The 23,855-nt window shown below is 69.5% G+C and carries 24 protein-coding genes; 10 read left to right on the top strand and 14 right to left on the bottom strand.

Going from position 1 to position 23,855, the window contains the following annotated elements; genetic code table 11:
- Positions 1–12 precede the first annotated feature (12 nt).
- The 5 genes from QF046_RS11985 to QF046_RS12005 form a co-directional block, all read right to left on the bottom strand.
- Positions 13–723 (bottom strand): DMT family transporter, encoded by a 711-nt coding sequence (locus QF046_RS11985; protein ID WP_307370062.1) that lies wholly within the window; start codon positions 721–723, stop codon positions 13–15.
- Positions 684–923 carry an EamA family transporter gene (locus QF046_RS11990; protein ID WP_307370065.1) on the bottom strand — a complete coding sequence of 80 codons (240 nt, stop codon included), beginning with the start codon at positions 921–923 and terminating at the stop codon, positions 684–686. The genes QF046_RS11985 and QF046_RS11990 overlap by 40 nt, the downstream gene beginning before the upstream one ends.
- A gap of 143 nt (positions 924–1,066) precedes the next feature.
- The gene (locus QF046_RS11995; RefSeq protein ID WP_307370067.1) at positions 1,067–1,981 is read right to left on the bottom strand and encodes a hypothetical protein; all 915 of its coding nucleotides are present in this window, start codon (positions 1,979–1,981) and stop codon (positions 1,067–1,069) included.
- A 214-nt stretch (positions 1,982–2,195) separates the two neighbouring features.
- Positions 2,196–3,158 (bottom strand): HAAS domain-containing protein, encoded by a 963-nt coding sequence (locus tag QF046_RS12000; protein WP_307370068.1) that lies wholly within the window; start codon positions 3,156–3,158, stop codon positions 2,196–2,198.
- A complete protein-coding gene (locus QF046_RS12005) occupies positions 3,155–3,493 on the bottom strand; it encodes a PadR family transcriptional regulator (RefSeq protein WP_307370070.1) in 339 nt (112 codons plus the stop codon). Before QF046_RS12005 ends, QF046_RS12000 begins: the two co-directional genes overlap by 4 nt.
- A gap of 148 nt (positions 3,494–3,641) precedes the next feature.
- Here QF046_RS12005 and QF046_RS12010 point away from each other — a divergent pair, with 148 nt between their 5' ends.
- Positions 3,642–4,286, top strand: coding sequence for a DUF308 domain-containing protein (locus QF046_RS12010; protein WP_307370072.1), 645 nt, complete (start codon positions 3,642–3,644; stop codon positions 4,284–4,286).
- On the top strand, positions 4,283–4,687 hold the full coding sequence (locus tag QF046_RS12015; protein WP_307370074.1) for a hypothetical protein: 405 nt from the start codon (positions 4,283–4,285) through the stop codon (positions 4,685–4,687). The genes QF046_RS12010 and QF046_RS12015 overlap by 4 nt, the downstream gene beginning before the upstream one ends.
- A 151-nt stretch (positions 4,688–4,838) precedes the next feature.
- Here the strand turns inward: QF046_RS12015 and QF046_RS12020 are convergent, their stop codons facing one another.
- Positions 4,839–5,894 (bottom strand): sorbosone dehydrogenase family protein, encoded by a 1,056-nt coding sequence (locus tag QF046_RS12020; RefSeq protein WP_307370076.1) that lies wholly within the window; start codon positions 5,892–5,894, stop codon positions 4,839–4,841.
- A gap of 161 nt (positions 5,895–6,055) precedes the next feature.
- Between QF046_RS12020 and QF046_RS12025 the strand changes: the two genes are divergently transcribed.
- Positions 6,056–7,474 carry an MFS transporter gene (locus tag QF046_RS12025; RefSeq protein ID WP_307370078.1) on the top strand — a complete coding sequence of 473 codons (1,419 nt, stop codon included), beginning with the start codon at positions 6,056–6,058 and terminating at the stop codon, positions 7,472–7,474.
- A 188-nt stretch (positions 7,475–7,662) separates the two neighbouring features.
- On the opposite strand, the gene purB is transcribed toward QF046_RS12025, so the two are convergent.
- The gene (gene purB, locus QF046_RS12030; RefSeq protein ID WP_307372828.1) at positions 7,663–9,036 is read right to left on the bottom strand and encodes an adenylosuccinate lyase; all 1,374 of its coding nucleotides are present in this window, start codon (positions 9,034–9,036) and stop codon (positions 7,663–7,665) included.
- A 5-nt stretch (positions 9,037–9,041) separates the two neighbouring features.
- Positions 9,042–9,596 carry a low molecular weight protein-tyrosine-phosphatase gene (locus QF046_RS12035; protein WP_307370080.1) on the bottom strand — a complete coding sequence of 185 codons (555 nt, stop codon included), beginning with the start codon at positions 9,594–9,596 and terminating at the stop codon, positions 9,042–9,044.
- A gap of 105 nt (positions 9,597–9,701) precedes the next feature.
- Here QF046_RS12035 and QF046_RS12040 point away from each other — a divergent pair, with 105 nt between their 5' ends.
- Together QF046_RS12040 and QF046_RS12045 are read left to right on the top strand one after the other, a co-directional pair.
- On the top strand, positions 9,702–9,971 hold the full coding sequence (locus QF046_RS12040; RefSeq protein ID WP_307370083.1) for a hypothetical protein: 270 nt from the start codon (positions 9,702–9,704) through the stop codon (positions 9,969–9,971).
- Positions 9,968–11,332 (top strand): hypothetical protein, encoded by a 1,365-nt coding sequence (locus QF046_RS12045; RefSeq protein ID WP_307370084.1) that lies wholly within the window; start codon positions 9,968–9,970, stop codon positions 11,330–11,332. Before QF046_RS12040 ends, QF046_RS12045 begins: the two co-directional genes overlap by 4 nt.
- Before the next feature lie 12 nt (positions 11,333–11,344).
- Here QF046_RS12045 and QF046_RS12050 read toward each other — a convergent pair whose 3' ends face one another.
- From QF046_RS12050 to QF046_RS12060, 3 genes are all read right to left on the bottom strand, one after another.
- The gene (locus tag QF046_RS12050) at positions 11,345–11,746 is read right to left on the bottom strand and encodes a phage holin family protein (RefSeq protein ID WP_307370085.1); all 402 of its coding nucleotides are present in this window, start codon (positions 11,744–11,746) and stop codon (positions 11,345–11,347) included.
- 61 nt (positions 11,747–11,807) lie between these two features.
- Positions 11,808–12,179 (bottom strand): type II toxin-antitoxin system death-on-curing family toxin, encoded by a 372-nt coding sequence (locus QF046_RS12055; RefSeq protein WP_307370088.1) that lies wholly within the window; start codon positions 12,177–12,179, stop codon positions 11,808–11,810.
- Positions 12,179–12,385 (bottom strand): ribbon-helix-helix protein, CopG family, encoded by a 207-nt coding sequence (locus tag QF046_RS12060; RefSeq protein ID WP_307370090.1) that lies wholly within the window; start codon positions 12,383–12,385, stop codon positions 12,179–12,181. The genes QF046_RS12055 and QF046_RS12060 overlap by 1 nt, the downstream gene beginning before the upstream one ends.
- Before the next feature lie 49 nt (positions 12,386–12,434).
- Between QF046_RS12060 and QF046_RS12065 the strand changes: the two genes are divergently transcribed.
- The 5 genes from QF046_RS12065 to QF046_RS12085 all read left to right on the top strand — a co-directional run bounded on the left by QF046_RS12065 (position 12,435) and on the right by QF046_RS12085 (position 18,245).
- A complete protein-coding gene (locus QF046_RS12065; protein WP_307370092.1) occupies positions 12,435–13,505 on the top strand; it encodes a histidinol-phosphate transaminase in 1,071 nt (356 codons plus the stop codon).
- Positions 13,502–14,683, top strand: a complete 1,182-nt coding sequence (locus tag QF046_RS12070; RefSeq protein ID WP_307370094.1) for a MalY/PatB family protein — start codon at positions 13,502–13,504, stop codon at positions 14,681–14,683. The genes QF046_RS12065 and QF046_RS12070 overlap by 4 nt, the downstream gene beginning before the upstream one ends.
- 88 nt (positions 14,684–14,771) lie before the next feature.
- Positions 14,772–15,899: a thiamine pyrophosphate-dependent dehydrogenase E1 component subunit alpha gene (locus tag QF046_RS12075; protein WP_307370096.1), complete on the top strand. Its 1,128-nt coding sequence runs from the start codon at positions 14,772–14,774 to the stop codon at positions 15,897–15,899.
- Positions 15,896–16,876 (top strand): alpha-ketoacid dehydrogenase subunit beta, encoded by a 981-nt coding sequence (locus tag QF046_RS12080; protein WP_307370098.1) that lies wholly within the window; start codon positions 15,896–15,898, stop codon positions 16,874–16,876. Before QF046_RS12075 ends, QF046_RS12080 begins: the two co-directional genes overlap by 4 nt.
- A 13-nt stretch (positions 16,877–16,889) precedes the next feature.
- A complete protein-coding gene (locus tag QF046_RS12085; RefSeq protein WP_307370100.1) occupies positions 16,890–18,245 on the top strand; it encodes a dihydrolipoamide acetyltransferase family protein in 1,356 nt (451 codons plus the stop codon).
- A 173-nt stretch (positions 18,246–18,418) separates the two neighbouring features.
- Here QF046_RS12085 and QF046_RS12090 read toward each other — a convergent pair whose 3' ends face one another.
- The 3 genes from QF046_RS12090 to argH all read right to left on the bottom strand — a co-directional run bounded on the left by QF046_RS12090 (position 18,419) and on the right by argH (position 23,786).
- Entirely contained in the window at positions 18,419–21,211 is a 2,793-nt protein-coding gene (locus tag QF046_RS12090; protein WP_307370102.1) for a PIG-L family deacetylase, read from the bottom strand.
- 176 nt (positions 21,212–21,387) lie between these two features.
- Positions 21,388–22,263 (bottom strand): ROK family protein, encoded by an 876-nt coding sequence (locus QF046_RS12095; protein ID WP_307370104.1) that lies wholly within the window; start codon positions 22,261–22,263, stop codon positions 21,388–21,390.
- Positions 22,264–22,283: 20 nt separating this feature from the next.
- Complete coding sequence (gene argH / locus QF046_RS12100; protein ID WP_307370105.1) at positions 22,284–23,786, bottom strand: argininosuccinate lyase; 1,503 nt, start codon at positions 23,784–23,786, stop codon at positions 22,284–22,286.
- Between the last annotated feature and the right edge of the window lie 69 nt (positions 23,787–23,855).

The raw sequence follows: 23,855 nt of genomic DNA on the forward strand, positions 1-23,855 counted from the left end.
TGCTCGGCGGACTCATCCATCTTCGCCCCGCGGGCCTCGGATGCGGTCGCGTCGGCGCACGATTCGCAGTTCGCTGGCGAGGATGCCGAGCACCACCAGCAGTCCTCCCACCAGGGCGGCGGCAGGCAGCCGCTCTCCGGCGATGCGGCCGATGGCGGCGGCCCACACCGGCTCACCGGCGTAGATGATGGTGGCGCGGGTGGGCGAGACGGACTTCTGCGCCCAGTTCATCGTCAGCTGGATCACGCAGCTCGCTACGCCCAGCCCGACGCCCGCGATGACCCATGCCCAGGAGAACTCCGGCACGCTCTCACCGGTGAGCGGCATGGTCGCCAGGCCCAGCAGCCCCGCGACGAGCAGCTGCACGACGGTGATGCGGCCGAGATCGATGCGGTTCGCGAACACGCTGATCAGGATGATCTCGCCGACGATCGGGATCGTGCTGATCAGCGTGACCGTCTCGCCGACGCCCAGCGACAGCGAGAACGCGCTCGGGCCGGCGATCAGCAGCAGGCCGACGAACGCCAGTCCGGCACCGAGGAATGCCAGCGCGGGCGGACGACGACGGAAGAACAGCCACTGCGCGAACGGAACCATCGGCACGTAGAGCGCGGTGAGGAAGGCGGAGGTGCTGCTCTCGATCGTCTGCAGCCCGAGGGTCTGCAAGCCGTAGCCGCCGTAGATCATGACGCCGATCGCGGCCCCCGCGCCGTGTCTGCCCACGTCATCCCGCGCAGCGAGCGCCAGAAGATCAGGACGGCGACCAGCGCCGCCACCAGAAAGCGCAGCCCCACGAAGAACCACGGGTCGGAATGCTCCATCGCCCAGTGCACGAGCAGGAACGTGCTGCCCCATATCGCGGTGATCGCGACGAGGGCGAGCTCCTGCGGGCGCAGGCGCATCCAGCGGAATCGAGTGGGCACAGCCGATTCTCCCGCACTTCGGGCGGGTGCTGCGGCCACGGATGTCGGTCGAAACGACGGATGTCGGACCAGATCACCTGATTTCGCCGACATCCGTCGTCTGAGCCGACATTCGTCGGGGCCGGGGCGCGCGCGCGGGCGGGTCAGTCCGCGCGTTCGCCGTACCCCCACCGCATCGACAGCGCGCCGGGTCCGAAGCCCCGCCGGATCGTGTGCAGTGATGTCGCCCCGTCGAGCGTGCGGGGTGTGACGACCACTCCGGAGGGCGTCTCCTCGACCTCTTCGATCCAGTCCGGCACCGCAGCCGGGTCGAATCGGGTCCACAGCAGCAGCTCGCGCGACTGGAAGGCGATGCCGTGGCCGGTGCCGTCTCCCTGCGGGAACTCCGGCGGATACACCACCGCCCACTCGATGAGCGTGGCGGCCGGCGCGGTGATCGGCTGCTCCGGCTCGAACATGAAGCCGTGCACCTCGCGACTCTCGTGCGTGTGACGGACGGAGATGCGGCCGCCGCCGATGGCCACGAAGTCCGGCGGAGGGGTGGGTGTGCCCGACGTCAGCTCGACGAACGGGATGGCCGAGACGACACCGGAGGTGGCCTGCACCAGCAGCCGGGTCGTACGTCGGAGCACGCGGCCCTCGGGCCCGACCTCGGTGACCGCATGGATCGTCAGCTCCCGCGTCGGATCGGGGTACACCCCGCCCATCGCCAGGAACGTCTCGCGCACCCGCTGCTCGAGGAGGTCCTCGTCGAAGGGGAAGGCGGTCGAGCCGAGTGGGCCGGTGCGCATCGTGGGGCCGAGCCGGTCGAGCAGCACGCCGTCGTCGAGACCGAGCAGCTCTTCGAGGTCAGCGATCGCAGCCCGGGACTGTGCGCCTTCGGGATGCCGTGCGCCAGAGCGCCAATAGCTGAGCGTCGCCATCGACACCGGATTGCCGCGGGCGGTGAGGCGCGCGTGCAGGCGGGAGAGAGTGAGCCCGCGCTCGCGAATGGCGGCGCTGAACGTCTCCGCGAACGAGTTCGCCTGCTCTTCGTCAGAAGTCGTGCCACTCGTCACAGCTACCCCCTCGGTATGTGAACACCCCAGGCATAGATTGGCACAGGATTCGTTGAGCGTCACCGCTGGGGAGTGGGGCGCATCGGGTCCGAGAGGGACGTGCAGGCCACCGGTCGACGCGCACACTCATTCCTGTTCGCCTTGCCCCCGTCGGCGAGCAGGTGGCCGGCGGCTTCTGGGGAGGCCGCCGGCCGATATCCCTCTTCGCCCTGCGTCAGGGACGACGGGATGCCGTGACCGCGTGCGCGAGCCCGATCGTCAGCCAGAGGCCCCCGAGCCAGATCACCAGCAGGGCGAACAGTTCGCCCGACACGAGCGCCCAGGCCAGCATCAACAGGCCGAGCGCGGCGAGCAGCCACCCGGCGGAGCGGTATCCGATCGCGATGAGCACGGCGAGCACGAGGATGGCGGCGAAGAACGGCCACGCCCACGCGCTGAGCTGGAAGTCGGAACCGGCAGCACCGTCCGCATAGCGGCCAGGCATCCCTCCGAACACCGGCAGCAGGAACCCCAGCACCGGCAGTGCCGCCAGAACCCCGCCGACGATGCGCCAGGTGAGGCCGAACCCCGAACCCCGCAGCCGCACCCACACGATCAGCGCCGCCCAACTGAGCATCACCGTCGGCAGGAAGAATCCCCCGAGGCTGAACCCGCCCACGAGCGCCATCAGGGTGAGCACGGCGGCGGCGACGGATGCCGTGGCCGTGCGTGCTCGCCGCGGCACGACCATCGGCACGAGGGCGACCAGTGCGGGCACGAGCGCGATCAGGGCGACCCAGAGTCCGTTCACCTCGACGAGCGTCTGTGTCGTGTCGACCTGCGTTCTCGTCCCGTCCGACGACACCGTGTCGACGAAGCCGGTGTAGGACGGCATCATGAACGCCACCACCACTCCGATCACGACGGCCACCACGACGGCCGCGCCCTGCAGCACGCGCCAGGCCGACTCCGCCCTGCCATCGCCGGCCACCGCATCCGCTCCGAACTCCTCCACGGCCCGGTCGGCGATCTCCTGCGGCGTCCCGAGGCCGCGGACGATCTCGTCGACCGGTCGGCCGGCGTCCTCGGCATCCGCGAAGTGTCCGCGCAGGTCGTCGAGCACGGCGGTGCGGTGCTCGGGGGCGATGCCGCGCAGCATCCGCTCCACCGATCGCAGGTAGTCGTCTTCCGTGGTCATGGTGCCCCCTCGATGATGGTGTCGACCTCGGCGCCCACAGCGCGCCAGACAGTGGCGAACGTGTCCAGCTGCTCGCGGCCCGCGGCGGTGATCGTGTAGTACCGGCGCGGTCGACCTCCGCCGACGGCCTCGGTGCGGGTGTCGACCAGGCCGCCCTCGCGCATGCGGGCGAGCAGCGGATAGAGGCTGCCCTCGCTCGCGATGAGCCCGCGGCTCTGCAGATCGGATGCCAGATCCAGCCCGTACCGCTCGCTCGCGGCCAGCAGGCCGAGCACGCAGAACTCCAGCACCCCCTTGCGGAGGTTGGTGGCGATGCGCTCGGCACTCTCGGTCATGTCGACCACAGTAACCATGCATAGCAAGTATTGCAATACAAGGTTTGATTCTCCGAGCGTCATGTCCGGGCGAGCGCACCCAGCTGACCAAAGGGTTCCGGGGCCCGTCGCGGCATAGACTGGGACGGTCACCGATCCGAGGATTGTCATGCCCGCCGCCCCCCTCACGTTCACTGCGCGTCACGTGCAGCTGACTCGCGCCGTCCTGGCGGCCGTCGCGGCCCTCATGATCACGTTCTCGCCCGATCACTCGGCCGCTGTCGGCCTGTCGGTGTTCGGCGGATTCGCGATCGCCACGGGTCTCGTGCACCTCCTGGCTGCGGTGCTCGTGCTCCGCAGCGGACACCGCTGGCCCGCGGTGATCATGGCCGGCTTCTCGTTCGTGCTCGGCATGGCCGCCAGCATCCAGCCGCTGCGGTCGGACACCCTCTTCTTCGTGGTCATCATCTCCTGGGCGGCGGTGACCGGTCTCGTCGAGCTGATCTCCGGCATCCGCTCCAAGGGGACGGACGGCGCGCGCGACGCGGTCATCACCGGAAGCCTGGGGTTGCTGCTGGCACTGCTGCTGCTGGTCATCCCCGTCGGATTCGTTCACGAGTACATGACGCCGCAGGGCGAGAAGATGGCGCTGACCGGCATCATCCTCGGCGTCGGCGTCTTCGGCGGCTACGCCGCGATCATCGCCGTGCTCCAGGGCATCGCCGGGCTCACCCCGAATGCGAAGAAGGCCGTGCAGGCGCATGCCGACACGGATGCCGGCGTCGACCGCCTGGCAGAGGGAGGACACGCATGACCGACCACAAGCCCACCCGAGGCGAGATCCTGCGGCCGCTGCACCTCGTGGGCATCGCCCTGGCCTGCGGCGTCTTCGCCGCCGTGGTCACGATGGTCTCCACCGGCGCCTTCACCTCCCGCGTGCAGACCGCCCTCGCCCGCGGCACGTACACCGACCTGCCTCCGATCAGCCTGGGCCTGATCGTCGGCGGCATCGCCTTCATCGTGACGCTGCTGGGCCTGGCGATGCTGATGCTCGCCGTCAACCCCGCCGACGTCACCAAGACCATCGATCGGCCCGTCCTCTACGACGCCGACGACAAGAAGGGCGCCAAGGTTCCGTCGGCTGCCGCGGAATCGGCCCAGAGCGACGCCTCCGACTCGGACGCCCCCGACGCCGACGAACCCGCCGGGCGCTGAGTTCGCACCAGGCCCGCCGGGCGCTGAGTTCGCACCAAGCCCGCCGGGCCACCAAGCAATCGCCGAGCCTCCAAGCTGGATCGTGTCGGTTGCGTGGTGGCTCGCGGGTCGCCTGGTGGCTCGGCGGATGGAACCCCGCCCACTGTCGAGCTCAGCCCTCCGGGAAGGCGGGCTGGATCAGCTTGTCGTCGCCCTCGCGGGGCTGACCGCGTCCGTCGGTGTTGTTCGTCAGCACCCAGAACGTGCCGTCGGGGCCGGGGATGACATCGCGCAGCCGGCCGAACTTCTCGTCGAAGAACGCCCAGGGCTCGGCATCCGGATGCGACGGATCGAACAGCCAGAGCCACTGGCCGCGAAGCCCGGCGATGTACACGACGTCGTCGATCACCGCGATGCCACTGGGGCTGGCATCCTCCGGCTTCCACACCGCCACCGGGTCGATGGCGTCCGCCGCTCCCGCCTTGCCCTCATAGTCCGGCCAGCCGTAGTCGCCGCCGAGCACGATGCGGTTCAGCTCGTCCCAGGTGTCCTGCCCGAACTCGCTCGCCCACATCGTGCCCGAGCTGTCCCACGCGACACCCTGCACGTTGCGGTGACCGAGCGAGTAGACCGCGGTGCCGAAGGGGTTGCCCGGAGCGGGATCGCCTGTCGGCGTCACCCGCAGGATCTTCCCGCCCAGATACTCCGGGTCGCGGGCGCGCTCGCGCTGTCCGGCATCGCCGGTGCCGATGTACAGCATCCCGTCGGGGCCGAAGGCGATGCGCCCGCCGTTGTGCGTGGACGCGTGCGGGATGCCGTCGATCACCGTCTCGGCGTGATCGAGGTCGAGTCGGAGTGATCCGGAGGAGCCGGTGAGCGGCATTCGCACCACCCGGTTGTCGTCGGCGGTCGCGTGATAGGCGTACAGCCAGCGGATGCCGTCGATCTCGCGCACCGCGAGCCCGTTCAGCCCGGCCTCGCCGCCGGAGACGACGCCGGGGACGACCCCGGCTTCGCGCAGTTCTCCGGATGCCGTCAGCTCGAGCACCTTGCCGTCGTCTCGCTGCGAGATCACCGCGCTGCCGTCGTCGAGCCGCACCACCGACCAGGGAGCGTCGAGTCCGGTCGCCAGTGTGACGGTCGGCTCCTGAAGGGTGTCCGGCGGGGGAGCGCAGGCCGCGAGGGGCAGGGCAAGCGCGACTACCGCGCCCGCGAGCATCCGCCTCATGCCGCACCTCCTCGCTCCAGCATCCCCTGTGCCGACCCACCATGCAATCGTCGACCCACCATGCAACATCGCGTCGATTCCCTGGTGGCTCGCGGATTGCATGGTGGGCCGGCGAGGGCAGGACCGGGAATAGACGGAACGTCCGTGCGCTTGAGGATGTCATGGCCAGTTCCGTCGCGCGTGCATCCGTCGGATTGCGGTCGGAGCGAGGCCCCGTCCTGGGGGCGCTGATGCTCGCCACCGGGCTGATCGCGATCGACGCGACCATCCTCGCCACCGCCGTCCCGAGCATCGTGCGCGACCTCGGCGGCTACCAGCAGTTCCCGTGGCTGTTCTCGGTGTACCTGCTGGCGCAGGCGGTCAGCGTCCCGATCTACTCGCGCTTCGCCGATGCGGTCGGACGCAAACCGATCATCATGATCGGCATCGCGCTGTTCCTGCTCGGTTCGGTGCTCTGCGGCTTCGCCGGCAGCATGATGTGGCTGATCCTGTTCCGCATCGTGCAGGGGCTCGGTGCCGGAGCCGTGGCGCCGATGTCGATGACCATCGTCGGCGACATCTACACGGTCGCGGAGCGCGCGCGGGTGCAGGGCTACATCGCGAGCGTCTGGGCGGTCTCGTCCGTCGTCGGGCCGGCGCTGGGCGGCATCTTCGCCCAGCTGGATGCCTGGCGCTGGATCTTCTTCGTCAACGCGCCCCTCTGCGCGCTCGCCGCCTGGATGCTGCTGACGCACTATCACGAGGAGAAGCAGACCCGAAGGCACCGAATCGACTTCGCCGGGGCCGCGCTGCTCACCGTCGGCCTCACCGGCATCATCCTCGGGCTGCTGGAGGGCGACAGCGCCTGGGCGTGGTTCTCCGTGCCGAGCGCGATCTGCTTCGGCGGTGGAGCGCTCGCGCTCGTCGCGTTCGCGCTCGTGGAGCGGCGCACCGCGGAGCCCATCATCGACTTCGCGCTCGTCTCGCGGCGGCTGATACTGACGACGACGATCGTCTCGTTCGGCATCGGCGCCCTGCTGATCGGCGTCACGAGCTTCGCGCCCGCCTACCTGGAGGGCTCGCTCGGCATCGTCCCGCTGCTGTCGGGGCTCGCGGTCGCCGCCCTGACGTTGGGCTGGCCGATCGCATCCGCCCTGTCCGGACGCCTGTACCTGCGCATCGGGTTCCGGCGCACTGCGCTGATCGGGATGGGCCTCGCCACGCTCGCGGCCATCGGACTGGCCGTCACCGGACCGTGGCCGAGCCCGTTCACCGTGGCGGCCATCGCGTTCCTCCTCGGCGCCGGGCTGGGGCTGTCATCCGCCCCGAGCCTCATCGCCGCTCAGGCGTCGGTCGGCTGGGGTCAGCGTGGTGTGGTGACCGGCATGAACGCCTTCGCCCGTTCGGCCGGAAGTGCGGTGGGTGTGGCGATCCTCGGAGCCATCTCGAACGCGGTGATCGCCCAGGGCGGCGGCCCGCAGGATCCGGCGACGATCGTCTCGGCATCCACCTGGGTGTTCGTCGGAGCGGCCATCGCCGCCGCGCTGACCCTGATCGTCGTCCTGTTCATGCCCCGTGACGGCGCGGTCGCCGACGCCTGACGCCGGGAGGGGCGTGCCGGCGGGGCCGTGGCCTGAGCGGCCGCAGAGATGGAGAACGTCGGTCCGGGGTGAGTCCCACCGACGTTTTCCATCTCAGCGCCGAGCCGGCGGATGGAAACCGTCGGCTCACGGGCGCTCAGACCCGCACTTTCCATCTCTGCGAGAGCGGGCGCAGCAGCGCCCGGACCTCAGCGCGCGAGCTGCTCGGCGATGCCGGTGTAGGTGGCCGGGGTCAGGGCCAGCAGGCGCTGCTTCGCGGCATCCCCGATCTCCAGACCCTCGACGAAGGTCGCCAGCTCCGCCGCACCGACGCGGTGCCCGCGGGTGAGGTCCTTCAGCAGCGCGTACGGGTCGGTGATCGTGGAGCGGCCGGCGACGACCTCGGCGCGGATGACGGTCTGGATGGCCTCGGCGAGGACCTCCCAGTTGTGGTCCAGGTCGTCCAGCAGCACGTCGCGCGACAGCGAGATGGCATCCAGCCCGCGGCGCAGGTTGTCGAGCGCGAGCAGCGAGTGCCCGAACGCGACGCCGATGTTGCGCTGCGTGGTCGAGTCGGTCAGGTCGCGCTGCATGCGCGAGGTGACCAGGGTCTGCGACAGCGAGTTCAGCAGGGCGCCGGACAGCTCGAGGTTCGCTTCGGCGTTCTCGAAGCGGATCGGGTTGATCTTGTGCGGCATGGTGGACGAGCCGGTCGCCCCCGCCACGGGGATCTGCGCGAAGTAGCCCAGCGAGATGTACGTCCAGATGTCGGTCGCGAGATTGTGCAGGATGCCGCCGGCGTGACGGACATGGTCGTACAGCTCGACCTGCCAGTCGTGCGACTCGATCTGCGTGGTGAGCAGGTTGAAGTCGATGCCGAGACCCTCGATGTACTCGCGGGAGATCTGCGGCCAGTCCGCGTCCGGCTCGGCCGACAGATGCGCCGACCAGGTGCCGGTCGCGCCGGAGAACTTCGCCAGGTAGTCGGATGCCGCGATGCGTCCGCGCACGCGCTCCAGGCGCCACGCGAAGACCGCGATCTCCTTGCCCATCGTCGACGGGGTGGCCGGCTGCCCGTGCGTGCGGGACAGCATCGCGGCATCCGCGTGCTCCACGGCCAGATCGCGCAGCTTGGCGATGACGCCGTCCAGCGCCGGCAGCCACACGCCCTCGACGGCGCGCTTGACGGTCAGGGCGTACGAGGCGGAGTTGATGTCCTCGCTCGTGCATGCGAAGTGCGTCAGCTCGGCGATGGCGTCCAGGCCGAGGCTCGCCAGACGGTCGCGCACCAGGTACTCGACGGCCTTCACATCGTGACGGGTGACCGCCTCCTTGTCGGCGAGCCAGTCGATCTCGGCCTGACCGAAGTCGCGGTACAGGGCGCGCAGACGCTCCTTGTCGGCATCCGACAGCGGCGATGTCTCGAACAGCGACCGGTCGGTGAGGGCGATCAGCCATTCCACCTCGACCTCGACGCGGGCGCGGTTGAGCCCTGCCTCGGAGAGGAAGTCGGCGAGGCCCGAGACGGAGGCGCGGTAGCGGCCGTCGAGGGGGCTGAGCGGCTGGACCGGAAGGGAAGGCAGAGTAGTCAGGGGAGATCCTCCTGCTCGGGGCGCCGCATCGCGCGGAGCGTGGGACGGGGGGCGCGCACGGCGGGCTCGAGCTGCGAGAACAGGCCGCGCGTCGCGGTCTCAATCATAGTCAGCACCGAATCGAACATCGCCGGGCCCGCATAGTACGGGTCGGGCACGTCCATGCTCGAGGCGTGCGGATCGAACGCCCGCAGCAGCGTGACCTTGCCCTCGTCGTCCTCGGTGCGGGCCCAGGCGCGCAGGATGCGCTCGTGCGTGCGATCCAGGGCGACGATCAGGTCGTTGTCGGCGAAGGTGGCCGCGCTGAACTGCTTCGCCCTGTGCTGCGACCCGTCGTAGCCGTGACGCTCCAGCGACTCCAGGGTGCGATCGTCGGCGCGCTCGCCGAGGTGCCAGTCACCGGTTCCCGCGCTGCGGGATACGACCCGTGCGCCCAGACCGTGCTCCTCCGCGAGCGCGCGAAGCACGACTTCGGCCATGGGAGAGCGGCAGATGTTGCCGGTGCAGACGAAGACGACGCGGAAGGGATCCGGGCGGGTCACAGAACCCATTGTGCCGGTATCCACTTCCGTCCCCAATCGTCTTTCGAGATCAGTTGTCCACAATGACCGGTATTCAGGCCGGAGCGGATGCCGAGCGCGGCGCACGCTGGAGGCATGTACACGATCACCGCGGCCGAGTCCTCGACATCCGGCCAGATCTGGTCGGCCCTCCTGGCGATGCGTCAGCTCGATGCGGCCGAGGACGCCCTCATGGGCGCCGCCGCGCTGGCTGGTGCATTGAGTGCTGAATCGCAGTGGCGCAACGAGGGGGTCAGTGCGCGGACGCTGCGCGAAGCGCTGGACGAGCTGCACGCGGCGATCGCGCACGAGCTGTCCGAGGTGAGAGGGGCGCATGCCGAGGTCGAGCGGGGGATCAGTGCATGAGCGATGACATCACCATCACCTCGGGCGGTGCGATCGCGGTGGACTCGTCGTCGCTGCGCGATATCGCCGTGAAGCTGGGCGACGCCTCAAGGCGTCTCGGTGACGCGAGGGATCACCTGGCGCGCGCCCGGAGCGAGCTGGCTGGAGCGCCGGAGGTGCAGCAGGGGGTGGGGGATGCCGGAATCTCGGCGTGCATCGGGCGTCTGGACCAACTGGGCCATCGGCTCGACAAGGCGTCGGAGGGCGTCGTGCTGATGGCCGACACGTTCGAGGTGGTCGAGCTGCGTGCAGAGCAGGAGGCCCGAGGGATCGACAGCGCCGATGCCGCGGCTCTGCAGTCTCGGATCGATGAGCTCCTGTCGATGCCGGGGGTGGCGGAGTCGGTGGTGTCGACGGAGTCCCGGTGGGCGAGGGAGCGCGCCGACCGCCCCGTGGACCAGCCGCTGGATGCCAGGCTGGGCGCGGCGGGCGGACTGCTGGGAGCCCTGAGCGCGGTGTTCGTGCCGCCCGCTCTCCGAGGTGCGGGGACGGCCGTCGGCGGGCTGCTCGTCGCGAAGCCGATCGAGACGGCGATGAGCATCGGGACGGCCGAGGCCGCTCGGCGCGGCTACGGCCTCCTCCCGTTCAGTACGACATTGCAGGGCACAGCGCCGCGGGTGACCGTGCAGCAGATCTCGAGGGTCCGGACGGCGGCGCCCGTGAATCTGACCGAGACGCTCAGCCGCGTTCCCTATCTCGGCGTGGGCCAGGTGGCGATCGAGAAGTTCACGATGAAGGACGGCAGCACCCGATTCCTCGCCTACATGGACGGCACCCGCACCATGAAGGCGGGCACCTCGGAGCCCTGGGACATGGGGTCGAACATCGACATGTATCTGGAACGCGAGCGGGCGGCGTCGCAGCAGGCCGTGCTGCAGGCTCTGGAGAGCGCAGGGGCCCTGCCCGGCGATCAGGTGGACCTCGTGGGCTACTCGCAGGGAGCCGAGATCGCATCGTTCGTCGCGATGGACAGTCCCTACGAGACCCGCACGGTGATCGTCGCGGGCGATCCGGTCCAGCCGTCGCTCTCGGCCGATCAGACCCTGGTCGACATCCGGCACGTCGGCGACCCGGTCTCGAATCTGGCCACGGGTGGTGCGGAGGGCGGCACGGGGTCGCCGGAGAGCTTCGAGGTGATCAGGGAACCGGACCGGGATGACAATCCGTTCGATCCGCACGACTTCGAGGCGTATGTGAAGACCATCGACCTGGCGGGCCGATCCGGCGATCCGCGTGTCATCGCCTTCAACCGCGACTTCTACGGCGAGCTCGTGCAGGCAGCGAAGGTCGAGCGGATGGAGTTCGTCGCCACGCGGGAGTGAGCACGCTCCGGATCAGCGCCGCTTCTTCTTCTCCTGCGGGCGCAGGATCGCGCCGAGCACGGCGTTGATGATCGAGATGACGATCGCGGCGACCACGCCCCACCAGAACGATTCGACGCTCAGACCCCAGCCGAAGCCGCTGGTGATCCAGGCGGTCAGCCACAGCAGGAAGCCGTTGATGATGAAGGAGATGAGTCCCAGCGTGAGGATGTAGAGCGGGAACGCGACGATCTTGATGATCGTGCCGATGATCGAATTCACCACGGCGAAGATGGCGGCGACCACCAGCAGGGTCAGCACCAGTTGCAGGGTCTCACCGGGCGCGAACGGCCGGACGGCGACCCCGAGCACGGGAATCAGCGTGACGACCCAGATGGCGAAGGCGTTGATGACGACGCGGATGATGAAGCGCATAGTCCCGACAGTCTCGCACGGGCCCCGGGAGGTTGTCGCAGAAAATGCGACAGTTCCGCAGTCAGTTCGCCGGGTGGATGCCCGCCGCGATCACCGCGGCGAGCTCATCGACGGTCCTCATGCTCTGCGCTGCGGTAAGCACCAACTCGAAGGCGTCGTCGTCGGTGAACGTCAACTCGAAGCCGTTCAGCTCCAGGAAGATGAACGTGAGCAGAAGGGATAGGCGCTTGTTGCCATCGAACAGCGCGTGGTTCTGCGACAGCGAGCTCAGCAGCGCTGCCGCCTTCTGCTCGATGCTCGGATACGCGTCCGCGCCGAACATTCCCGCTGACGGCCGAGCCAGAGCCGAGAGCAGCAGCCCTTGATCGCGCACATGGAACCCAAGTCTTGCGACCACTGCCATCGCTTGCTCGGCTTCGAGGTATTCGACCATCAGGCGTCTTCGAGACGCTTCAACACGTCCGCATAGCGCTCGACGATGCCATCGGCGATCGTCAGCACCTTGGCGGTCTTCGACTCACTGCTGGCGAACCGCTCCGCGGCCTCGATGATCACCGCATGCTTGGAGGTGTGGCGGGCGCGGGCGATCTCCTCGAGCTTCGCGTCGAGGTCCGCAGGAATCCGCACCGTCATAGCCATACCAGAATGGTACCAGTCCGCGGTCCTGCACGACTCATAGACTGAATCCGTGACCGAGCCAACGCTGCCCCGCATCCGCCCCGAGATCGCTGCTCTGCCGCCGTACCGGCAGGGAAAGCAGGCCGGTGCGGACGCCTTCAAGCTCTCCAGCAACGAGAACCCCTTCGAGCCGCTTCCCTCGGTACTCGAGGCGCTGACGCACACGGCTCCGATCAACCGCTATCCGGATGCCACGGCCGGCGCGCTGCGCGCCCGCCTGGGCGAGCGCTACGACGTCGACGCGGATGCCGTGCACGTCGCCTCCGGCAGCGTCTCGATCCTGCACCAGCTGGTGCTCGGCACCTCGACCGTGGGCGATGAGGTCATCTACGCCTGGCGTTCGTTCGAGGCGTACCCCAGCCTCCCGCTGGTCGCCGGCGCCACCGGCATCCAGGTGCCCCTCGCGCCCGGCGCGCGGCACGACCTCGACGCGATGGCGGATGCCGTCACCGACCGCACCCGCGTGATCATCGTCTGCACGCCCAACAACCCGACCGGCCCGATCGTCACGAGCGCCGAGTTCGCGGCCTTCGTCGCCCGCGTGCCGCAGGACGTGCTGATCATCCTCGACGAGGCGTACGCCGAGTTCGTCACCGCGCCGGACGCCGTCGACGGACTGTCGGAGCGCATCTTCGAGCAGCATCCGAACGTGGTCGTGCTGCGCACCTTCTCCAAGGCCTACGGCCTCGCCGGACTCCGCGTCGGCTACGCGATCGGGCACCCGAGTGTGCTCGACGCCGCCCGCACCACCGGCATCCCGCTGTCGGTCACCAGCGCCGCGGAGCGCGCCGCGATCGCGAGCCTGGATGCCGAGGACGAACTGCTCGCCCGCGTCGCCGTCATCGTCGAGCGCCGCACGAGCCTGGTCGAGGGACTGCGCGCACAGGGCTGGGACGTGCCCGACGCGCAGGCCAACTTCATCTGGCTGCCCACCGGTGAGCGCACGGATGCCGCAGCAGCGGCCTTCGTGTCCGCCGACCTGATCGTACGACCGTTCTCCGGCGACGGCATCCGCATCTCCGTGGGTGAAGAGGAATCGATCGACCGGGTCCTCGCCGTCGCGAAGGAGATCGGCGCATGACCGCGTACGACTTCGAGACCACCGTCGACCGCACCGGCACGGGCGCGGCCAAGTGGGAGCACATGCGCACCGCGAACCCCGAGGTGCCGGCCGGCATCTCGCCGTTCTCGGTAGCCGACCTCGACCTCAAGCTCGCCCCCGAGATCATCGACGGCCTGCACGAGCACCTGCAGGACGCGGTGCTCGGCTACACCATGGCCACGGATGACTACTGGGATGCCGTGACCGGATGGTTCCAGACCAGACACGGCTGGACCGTCGACCGCGAGCACATCCTGCTGGCACCCGGCGTGGTGCCGGCGTTCAACACCGCCGTCCGTGCCGTCACCGCACCCGGCGACGGTGTGATCGTGCAGACGCCGGCGTACTACCCGTTCTTCGGGGCCATCGAGGGCAACGACCGGGTGGTCGTGCGCAACCCGCTCGTCCTGCGCGACGGACGCTGGCTGATAGACCTCGACGACCTCGCCGAGAAGGCCGCCGACCCGCGCACCACCGCGCTGCTGTTCTGCAGCCCCCACAACCCCACCGGCCGGGTCTGGGACCGCGACGAGCTCGAGGCGATCTGGCGCATCGCGCGCGACAACGACCTCACGGTGATCAGCGACGAGATCCACTTCGATCTGCTGATGCCCGGCATCCAGCACACCGTGTTCTCGACCCTGAACGAGGACGCCGCCGCACGCACCATCGTCTGCACCGCGCCCAGCAAGACGTTCAACCTCGCCGGCATGGCGACGAGCAACATCGTCATCAGCGACGAGGGTCTGCGCGAGAAGTACGCGGCGGAGCAGGCCCGCACCGGCTTCTTCACGCTGAACGCGCTGGGCTTCCAGGCCTGCCGCCTGGCGTACACGAAGGCCGGCGGCTGGCTCGACGGGCTCATCGACCTGGTGCACGGCAACCACGAACTGGTGCGCTCGTTTCTCGCCGAGCGGATGCCGGAGGTCGTCGTCCACGACCTGGAGGGCACCTACCTGCAGTGGATGGACTTCCGCGCGCTGGGCCTGTCGCACGAGGAACTGGAGCGCCTGCATCAGCAGGAAGCCCTGGTGTTCTTCGACGAGGGCGCCATGTTCGGGCCCGAGGGCGAGGGCTTCGAGCGGATGAACCTCGCAGCCCCGCGCCGTGCCGTTGAAGACGCCCTGGAGCGCCTCGCGCAGGCCCACGGCCGCTGAGCCCAGCCCGGAAGTCCGCATTCCGAGCAGGTACTAGGGCCCCCGAACTATGCGTGACGTGGCATGCGGGCGTGGGTAGCGTGGAGCCGTGACTTCGACCGAGACACCCCTCGTCCGCATCCTGGAAGCAGATGGATCATTTGCTCCCTCGGCGGCAGCCGAGCAGTATCTGCCCCTGATCGACGCGCTCGCAGACAGCGAGCTGGAGGAGTTCCACCGCGACATGGTGGTCATCCGCGCGATCGACACGCAGGCCACCAACCTGCAGCGCCAGGGCCAACTGGCGCTGTGGCCGCCGAGCCGCGGCCAGGAGGCCGCGCAGGTCGGCTCGGCCCGCGCCGCCCGCACCCAGGACACGCTGTTCCCCTCCTACCGCGAGCACGCTGTCACCCGCATCCGCGGCGTCGACCCGCTCGACATCATCAAGGTCATGCGCGGCACCTCGCACGGCGGCTGGGACCCCACCGACCCGAAGAACGGCAACACCCGCATCTACACGCTGGTGCTGGCCTCGCAGACCCTGCACGCCGCCGGATACGCCATGGGACTCGCCTTCGACGGCAGGACCGGCTCGGGTGACGTCGACCGCGACGAGGCCGTGGTCGTCTACTACGGCGACGGCGCCTCCAGTCAGGGCGACGTGCACGAGGCGATGGTCTTCGCCGCCAGCTACAACGCCCCCGTCGTCTTCTTCCTGCAGAACAACCACTGGGCCATCTCGGTGCCGGTTGCGACCCAGTCGAAGGTGCCGCTGGTCGGCCGCGGCGCCGGCTACGGCATCCCGAGCGTCCGCGTCGACGGCAACGACGTGCTCGCCAGCTACGCCGTCTCGCGCACCCTGCTCGACGAGGCGCGCGGCGGTGCCGGACCCCGCGCGATCGAGGCGGTCACGTACCGGATGGGTGCGCACACCACGAGCGACGACCCGACCAAGTACCGCGGCTCCGACGAGGAGCAGTCCTGGGCGCTGCGCGACCCGATCGCGCGCATGGAGGCGTACCTGCGCGGCAGGGGAGCATCCGACGCCCTCTTCGCCGACATCCAGGCCGAGGCGGTGGATGCTGCCGAAGACTTGCGCGCGCGCACCGTGGAGCTCACCGCCCCGCCCCGGAACCTGATGTTCGACCACGTGTACAGCGAGCAGCATCCGCTCGTCGACGAACAGCGAGCCTGGCTCGACGACTACGAGGCCTCGTTCGAAGGAGACCGCGCATGACTCTCGAGACGATGCCGCTGTCGAAGGCGCTCAACGCAGGGCTCCGCAAGGCCATGCAGGATGACCCCCGCGTGCTGATGATGGGCGAGGACATCGGACAGCTCGGCGGTGTGTTCCGCGTCACCGAGGGCCTGCAGGCCGAGTTCGGAGACAAGCGCGTGCTGGACACCCCGCTCGCCGAGTCAGGCATCGTCGGCACCGCGATCGGCCTGGCCATGGCGGGTTTCCGGCCGGTGTGCGAGATCCAGTTCGACGGGTTCGTCTTCCCGGCCTTCGACCAGATCACCTCGCAGCTTGCGAAGATGACGAACCGCCACGAGGGTGCGCTGTCGATGCCGATCGTCATCCGCATCCCCTACGGCGGCCACATCGGCGCCGTCGAGCACCACCAGGAGAGCCCCGAGGCGTACTTCGCGCACACCCCGGGCCTGCGGGTGGTGTCGCCATCGACGCCGAACGACGCCTACTGGATGATCCAGGAGGCCATCGCGTCGAACGATCCCGTGATCTTCCTCGAGCCCAAGAGCCGGTACTGGCCCAAGGGCGAGGTCGAGCTCGAGGCATCCGCCGCCCCGCTGCACGCCTCGCGCGTCGTCCGCCGCGGCACCGACGTGACCCTCGTCGGCCACGGCGCCATGGTCACGACCCTGCTGCAGGCCGCCGCGCTCGCCGAGGCCGAGGGCACCAGCTGCGAGGTCGTCGACGTGCGCTCGCTGTCGCCGGTGGACTACGGACCCATCCTCGACTCGGTGCGCTCCACCGGGCGGATGGTCTACGCGCAGGAGGCCCCCGGCAACACCAGCGTGGGCGGCGAGATCGCCGCCACCGTCATGGAGCGCGCCTTCTACGCGCTCGAGGCCCCCGTGCTGCGCGTCTCGGGCTTCGACGTGCCCTTCCCTCCCGCCAAGCTCGAAGGCGCCTACCTTCCGGATGCGGACCGCATCCTGGAAGCCGTCGACCGCTCGCTCGCATACTGAATCGGACATCGCCATGACCACTCAGACCTTCACCCTTCCCGACGTCGGCGAGGGCCTCACCGAGGCCGAGATCGTCACCTGGAAGGTCGCGCCGGGCGACACCGTCGCGATCAACGACGTCATCTGCGAGATCGAGACGGCCAAGTCGCTCGTCGAGCTGCCCTCGCCGCACGCCGGCATCGTCGGCGAGATCCTCGTCGCCGAGGGCGTCACGGTCGAGGTCGGGGCACCGATCATCACGATTCTGAGTGCGGATGCTGCGCCTGCGGCCTCCGCCCCGGCGGCACCCGCCGCGGAAGAGGGCGGCGGCTCGGTGCTGGTCGGCTACGGAACAGGCGGTGGCGCCACTTCGCGCCGCAAGCGTCCGGCCGAGCGTCAGGTGCGCTCCTCGGTGGGCGTGATCGCCAAGCCGCCGATCCGCAAGCTGGCCCGCGACCTGGGCGTGGAGTTGACCGAGGTCACGGCGACCGGCGCCGACGGCGAGGTCACCCGCGATGACGTGGTCGCGCACGCCGAGCAGGCCAGCGTATTCCGCAACATCGAGACGCCGGAGTGGGGCGCCGTGCGCGACGAGACTCTCCCGGTTCCTGAGCGAGCGCAGCGAGACGAAGGGCCGGCATCCGCTCCGAGCGGCCTGTCCCGCGGCAGCCAGCCGGTCTCAAACCCTGAGCGCACGGAGTCCATCCCGGTCAAGGGCGTCCGCAAGGCGACCAGTTCGGCGATGGTGCGCAGCGCCTACTCCGCCCCGCACGTGACCGTGTGGAAGGAGATCGACGCCACCCGCACGATGGAACTCGTCAAGCGACTCAAGGCCTCGCCCGACTTCGCCGACATCCGCGTCTCACCGCTGCTGATCATGGCGCGCGCCGTGATCTGGGCGGCCCGACGCACGCCGATGGTGAACGCCGCCTGGGTCGACACCGAGAACGGCGCCGAGATCGCCGTGCGCCACTATGTGAACCTCGGGATCGCCGCGGCGACGCCGCGCGGCCTGCTGGTGCCGAACATCAAGGACGCGCAGGACCTCGGGATGAAGGACCTGGCCCGCGCGCTGAACCGCCTGACCGTCACTGCCCGCGAGGGGAAGACCAGCCCCGCCGACCAGCAGGGCGGCACGATCACGATCACCAACATCGGCGTGTTCGGGATGGACGCCGGCACCCCGATCATCAACCCCGGCGAGGCCGGGATCATCGCCATGGGCACGATCGCGCAGAAGCCCTGGGTCGTCGACGGCGAGGTGCGCCCGCGCTGGGTGACCACGGTCGCCGGCTCGTTCGACCACCGCGTCGTGGACGGCGACGGCATGAGCCGCTTCGTCGCGGATGTCGCGTCGATCCTGGAGGAGCCCGCGCTGCTGGTCGATTGACCGTCGACGTCACCCCCGCCGATACGTTCTGGGGGCCGACACGCCAGATGTCGGACCGATTCGCGGAGAACGGCCCGCATCTGGCGTGTCGGCCCCCGAAGTGGAAGACCCCGCCCCGCGACACAAGACGCCGCCTCCCGCAGGGGAGACGGCGCCTTCTGTCACGGAGAGGGTCAGACCGAACGACCACCCAGCGGAGCCTTCGCCGCGTACACACCGCCATCCGACTCGAAGGACACCGCGATCACGGGCGATGCCTTCGTGCCGGTGAGACTGGTGCCGCCTCCGGTCGCGGCCGTCCGTGCCGAGAACCGCACGTCGGATGCTCCGGCCGGCAGGGTGACCTCGGCGCTGCCGACGGCCTGTGCGCCGTCCCACAGGTAGACCCGTGCGACTCCGGCCTGCGGCGTCTGCAGCTTCAGGGTGACGAAGCCCGCCGAGATCGACGACTTCAGCACCTTCAGCGGGTGGCTGGTCGGGGAGAACCCGCCCAGCGGCACCTGGTCACCGGCCGACTGCAGGATCGACTGCGGCGAGGTCACGGATCGTGCCGCGGTGTCGGGCAGGGTCGGCTTCTTCGGGCTGGAACCGGCATCCTGGATGCCGTCCAGCGTGATGATGCCCCAGCGCCAGGGATCGGCCCGCATGCCCGGGAACGTCGACCAGCCCACTCGCTGCTGCGCGGCCTTGTTCTGCGTGTCGGAGTCGTTGACCACCACGTTGAAGCCGACGTGCTGGGGGTCGAGGTTGTCCGGCAGCACCGCGAACGGGATCTTCACCTCCATGTCGTAACCGGCGTACTCGGCCGCAGTCGAGGCCATCTTCACCTTCACCTGCATGCCGGGGGCCGTCACCGCCGCTTCGCCCTGCCAGTTGTCGCGGTCGCGGCCCACGCCGGGATCGCCCGTCATGGAGTCCATCGACGGCATGATGCCGGCGATGAACGTCTGCGCCGTGTTCCCGGCCGTTCCACGCGGGTCGATGTAGATCTCCACCGCGTCGGTGCGCCGCTGACGCTTGTTATCGGATGCCGGCAGGATCGTGCCCCGGATGTCGTCGACGACCGACAGGAACAGGTAGAAGTTCGCGTCGTCGTGCGTGATCCACGTCTTCGCGCTGATCGACGGGTTCGTGCCGCCCATCGGGCTGCCGTCCCAGATCGTGTCGACCGGGATCGGGTCGCCGGGGTACTCGTCATCACGTCGGATGCCGTCGATGGTCGGCGCTGATGCGGTCCGCTGCACGGCGAAGGTCGGCAGGAGGTTCATCGTCACGGCGCGCTCAGCGCTGCCCGCCTCGCTCGTCGCGATGACCGTGACGGGCCAGCTGCCCTTGTTCGGTGCGCGGTTGGCGGTGGGGATCGAGGTGTCGACGTTCGTCACCTCGAAGCTGACGGTCGTGGTCTCACCCGCGGCGAGGCCGGAGTAGGACTTCTGCGCCGGGGTGGCGGTGAAGCCCGCGGGAAGCGTCAGCGACACCGAGCCGGAGCGGCTCTGCGCCGAGAAGTTCTCGACCACGATCTCGAGCGTGCGGGTGCGTCCCTGCCCGATGGCGAAGAGCTCCGGAACCAGCACGTCGAGGTGCTTGACGTCGAGCTTCGCCGTCCACGCGCGGAACGCCTGGATCTCCTCGAGCGGACGGATGGTGGCCTCGACCGCTCCTGCCACGCGCAGTTGCGCGAATGTGGTGCCGGTGGCGGAGCCTGCTGCGAGAGTGGCCTCCACGCGCACCTGGGATCCTGTTGCGGCATCCGCGGCTGCAGTGACCTGGAAGGTCTCGGTGCGCGAACGGCCCGCGTTCAGAGCGGGGATCGACACCGCACCACCCGACGACCAACCGGAGGGGACCGAGAGGGTCAGGTTTCCGGCGGGAAGCTTCGCCCCCGAGGGTGCCGTCACGGTCACCTCGACGGCGACGCTCTCGCCCGCGACGACCTCGAAACGGCCGGGCCGCACGTCGATGAGCGTGCCGAAGGGGAGGCCGCCTTCGATCGGCAGTGCAGCGCCGCGCAGGGCGGCGTCGCCGCCGGAGCGGGGGTCGACGATCGGCGTGCGCGAGTGGATGACCGTGAACCAGGAGTTGGAGATCCGCGCGGGGTCCTTGGTTCCCGGGGCGAACTCCGCCCATCCCTGGGTGACGTACGCCCAGCGGGCGCGGTCGAGCATCTCCGACCAGCGCACGCCGTGACGGCCGCTCACGGTGCCGTTCCAGCATCCGAACACCACATCGGATGCCACAGTCGGGGTGTAACCGGCGGCAACGCCCTGCTCGCCCGCGGCGCCCGTGCCGTTGCCGCCCGATCGGAGGATCCGGCGCGGCTGCCAGGTCTGGAAACCCTCCGCGAAGTGCTCCGGGTAGCGCTGCGGGTCGCCGGCGGCGAGGTATGCCTCGACCGCGAACATCGCCGCCTGCTGGTGGTTGCCGTGATTGCCCTCGACGGCGGACGGGTTCATCGTGACGATGACATCCGGCCGGGTGGCGCGAACGACTCGGACGATCCGGCCGAGCACGGCGTCGCCGTCCCACACCTGGTGCGACAGCGGAGCGCTCGCCGTGTAGTAGAAGTCCAGTCCGTCGAGGTTGAAGACGTTCTCGATGCCGGCGTATCCGACCGCGGTGCGCTCCTCGGCCTCGCGCATCATGCCCAGCGGCGGGCCCTCCTCGAGACCGACCGCGTTGCCGCCGCCCTCCCCGCGGGTGACGGTGATGACGCCGGCCTTCATGCCGAGGAACTCGTTCCACTGGCCGAAGACGCCGAGGTTCCCGGCCTCGTCATCCGGGTGCGCGCCGATGAAGAGCACGTTGAGCTTCACGGCACCGCCGGGTGCCGCGAGTGCCTGTTCGGCTGCCGTCAGTCCCATCGCCGGTGCACCCACCACGGCGGCCGCGACGCCGAAGGCGCCACCCGCCTTGAACAGGTTCCGTCGGGTCAGGGAGAGTTCGGAGAGGGTTCGTCGATCGTCCATCGTGGACCAGCCTTTCGCGCGGAGAGCACAGCGGTGTCGCCCTCCGTGCCGTCGATGAGAGGGGAGGAGAAGCACTTAGTTTCCGGTCAGAATTAAGTGGTGTCCCCATTCCATCGGCCGAGGCGCCGGCCGTCAACGACGGAAATTAAGTCCCGATCGGCCGGCTGCCACGCCGCTCAGCGCGCGGTGCGCGCCAGGATCACCGCTCCGCGGAGCGAGGCATCAGGACCGAACTCCGAGAGCACCAGCTCCGGCGGATAGGGCAGAGCCTCCGCGAGTCGCGCGCGCAGCGGCTGCAGCAGCGCGTCCCCGGCGCGGATCATCCCGCCGCCGATGGCGATGCGGGCGGGATCGATCGTCAGGATCGCGGTCGCGAGGTGCCGCGCGATCTCGTCCACCGCCTCCAACCACATCCGGCTGGCGGGTTCGGAGTGCCCGGCCTCGGAGACGAGCCCGGCAGCATCCGTCGCCGAGATGCCGTCGTCGGCGGCGACCCGTCTGCTCAGACCGCGCCCGCCCGCGAACTCCTCCAGGGTCGGCGAGGACGCGCTCCAGTCGGAAACCGGTCCGACGATGCCGTAGCCGACCTCGCCGGCAGCGCCGTGGGCGCCGTGGAGCACCTCGCCGTCGATGATGGGCGCGATGGCGATGCCGGTGCCGAGATTGACGTAGAGGGCCACCGACGAGCCGCGGAGGGCGCCCTCCCGGCACTCCGCGAGGGCGGCGGCCTTGACGTCGTTCGAGATCGCCAGGGCGCTCACCCCGAACTCCGAGCGCAGTCGTGCGCCGAGATCTAGCTCCGACCATCCGATCACGTTCGGTGCGAGATCCACCCTGTCGTCGAGGACCACGCCCGGAGTGGATATGCCCACGGCATCCAGGACCCCGACGCTGTCGACCAGCCTTCGAGCAGCGTCGAAGGCGCGCGAGAGCACGCTCGTCGCGGATTCGTCGGCGCCGATGCGCAGCCGCTCCTCGAGGGCGGAGCCGCCTGCGGCCTCGGCGCGGAGAGCGACCTTCGTGCCGCCGAAGTCGATTCCGAGGACGTTCACCGCAGCATCCTCCGGCGACGTCACGCGAGCGCGGCGGTCGCCGCGACCAGGTCGTCCGCGACGGTGTCCAGGTGAGCGCGCGCGTCGTCCCGCCAGGTGCGAAACTCCTCCACGACCGCTACCCGGGCGGATGCCATCCGCGCCACCTCCGCGGGGGCCGCGCCGCCCGTCGACGTGCGCACCGCGACGAAGTTGTCCGCATCCAGGGCGCGCGCGAAGTCGGCCGGGGTCAGCGAGACGTCGCGGCCAGCGACCTCCGTCGTGATCTCGTGCACGCGCTCGGGGTCGATGGTGCGCACGTCGACGATGCCCGCGGCATCCGCTTCGCGCACCACGCGCGACACGACCGTGTGCGCCTGCGTGAACGTGAGCCCGCCGTCGCGGACGAGTGTGTCGGCCAGCTCGGTCGCGTTCGCGAAGGATGCCAGGGCGCGCTCGCGCATCACGTCGGTGTTCACCTGGAGGGTGCCGAGCACTCCCGTGAGCAGGTGCAGCACGTCGGTCAGGGTGTCGACGGCGCGCCACGCGTACGGCTGCAGATCGTCCTCGGTGTCGACGATGTCCCCGAAGGGGGTGTTGTGCATCATCGTGAGCACCGTCGCCGCACTCGCCGAGGCGGCGGAAAGCAGCGAGCGGGAGTGCTCGAGGGAGACGGGGTTGCGCTTCTGGGGCATGATCGACGAGATCTGCACGTAGGGGGCCGCCACGCGGTACAGGCCGAACTCGGCCGTGCACCAGGTGAGGAAGTCGACGCAGCTGCGACCGGTGTCGATCGCCATGAGCTGCAGGGCGATCGCGGAGTGCGCGATGTAGTCGGTCGCGGCGACCGCGTCATAGGAGTTCTCCACCAGCCCGCGGAAGCCCAGCAGCCTGGCCATGTGGTCGCGGTCGATCGCGAAGCCGGTGCCCGTCAGGGCTGCGCCGCCCATGGGCGAGTAGTCGAGGCTCTCGTACGCCTGCTGCACGCGGCGGATGTCGCGGCCCAGCACGTCCGCGATCGCGAGGAAGCGGTGCCCGAGCGTCGACGGCTGAGCGGGTTGGGTGTGCGTGTGCTCGAGCGACAGGGTGTCGGCGTGCTCGGCGCCCAGACGGACCAGGGTCTCGTACAGTTCGCCCGCGGCATCCAGCACCCGCAGCAGCTGGCGGCGCATCACCATCCGGTACAGGGCCATGCCCATGTCGTTGCGGCTGCGCGCGGTGTGCAGGCTTCCCGTCACCTCGCCGCCGATGCGCATCATCTCGTGCTCGACCGTGAAGAAGAGGTCCTCGAACTGGCCGGTGTACTCGCTCGCCGCGAGCGCGTCGAGGTCGAGTCCGTCGATGGAGCGCGCGATGGCGGCGGCATCCGTGTCGCTGAGGATCCCCGCATCGTGCAGCATCACCAGATGCGCGCGGTGGATCTGGATCATCGACGGCAGCAGCATCCGCTTCGCCTGGTCGTAGGCAGGACGCAGCACGGCGGTGGTGTAGCTCTCGCCGGGGAAAGACTCTCCGTCACGCTGGATGATCTCGTCGCGGTTCATTTCTTCTTCTCTTTCAGGGGTATGGCAGGGTGTTGCCCGCCGGGCGGGCGCGGAAGTCTGCGGGGAGTG

The sequence above is a fragment of the Microbacterium sp. W4I4 genome, assembly GCF_030816235.1.
Classification (GTDB): Bacteria; Actinomycetota; Actinomycetes; order Actinomycetales; family Microbacteriaceae; genus Microbacterium.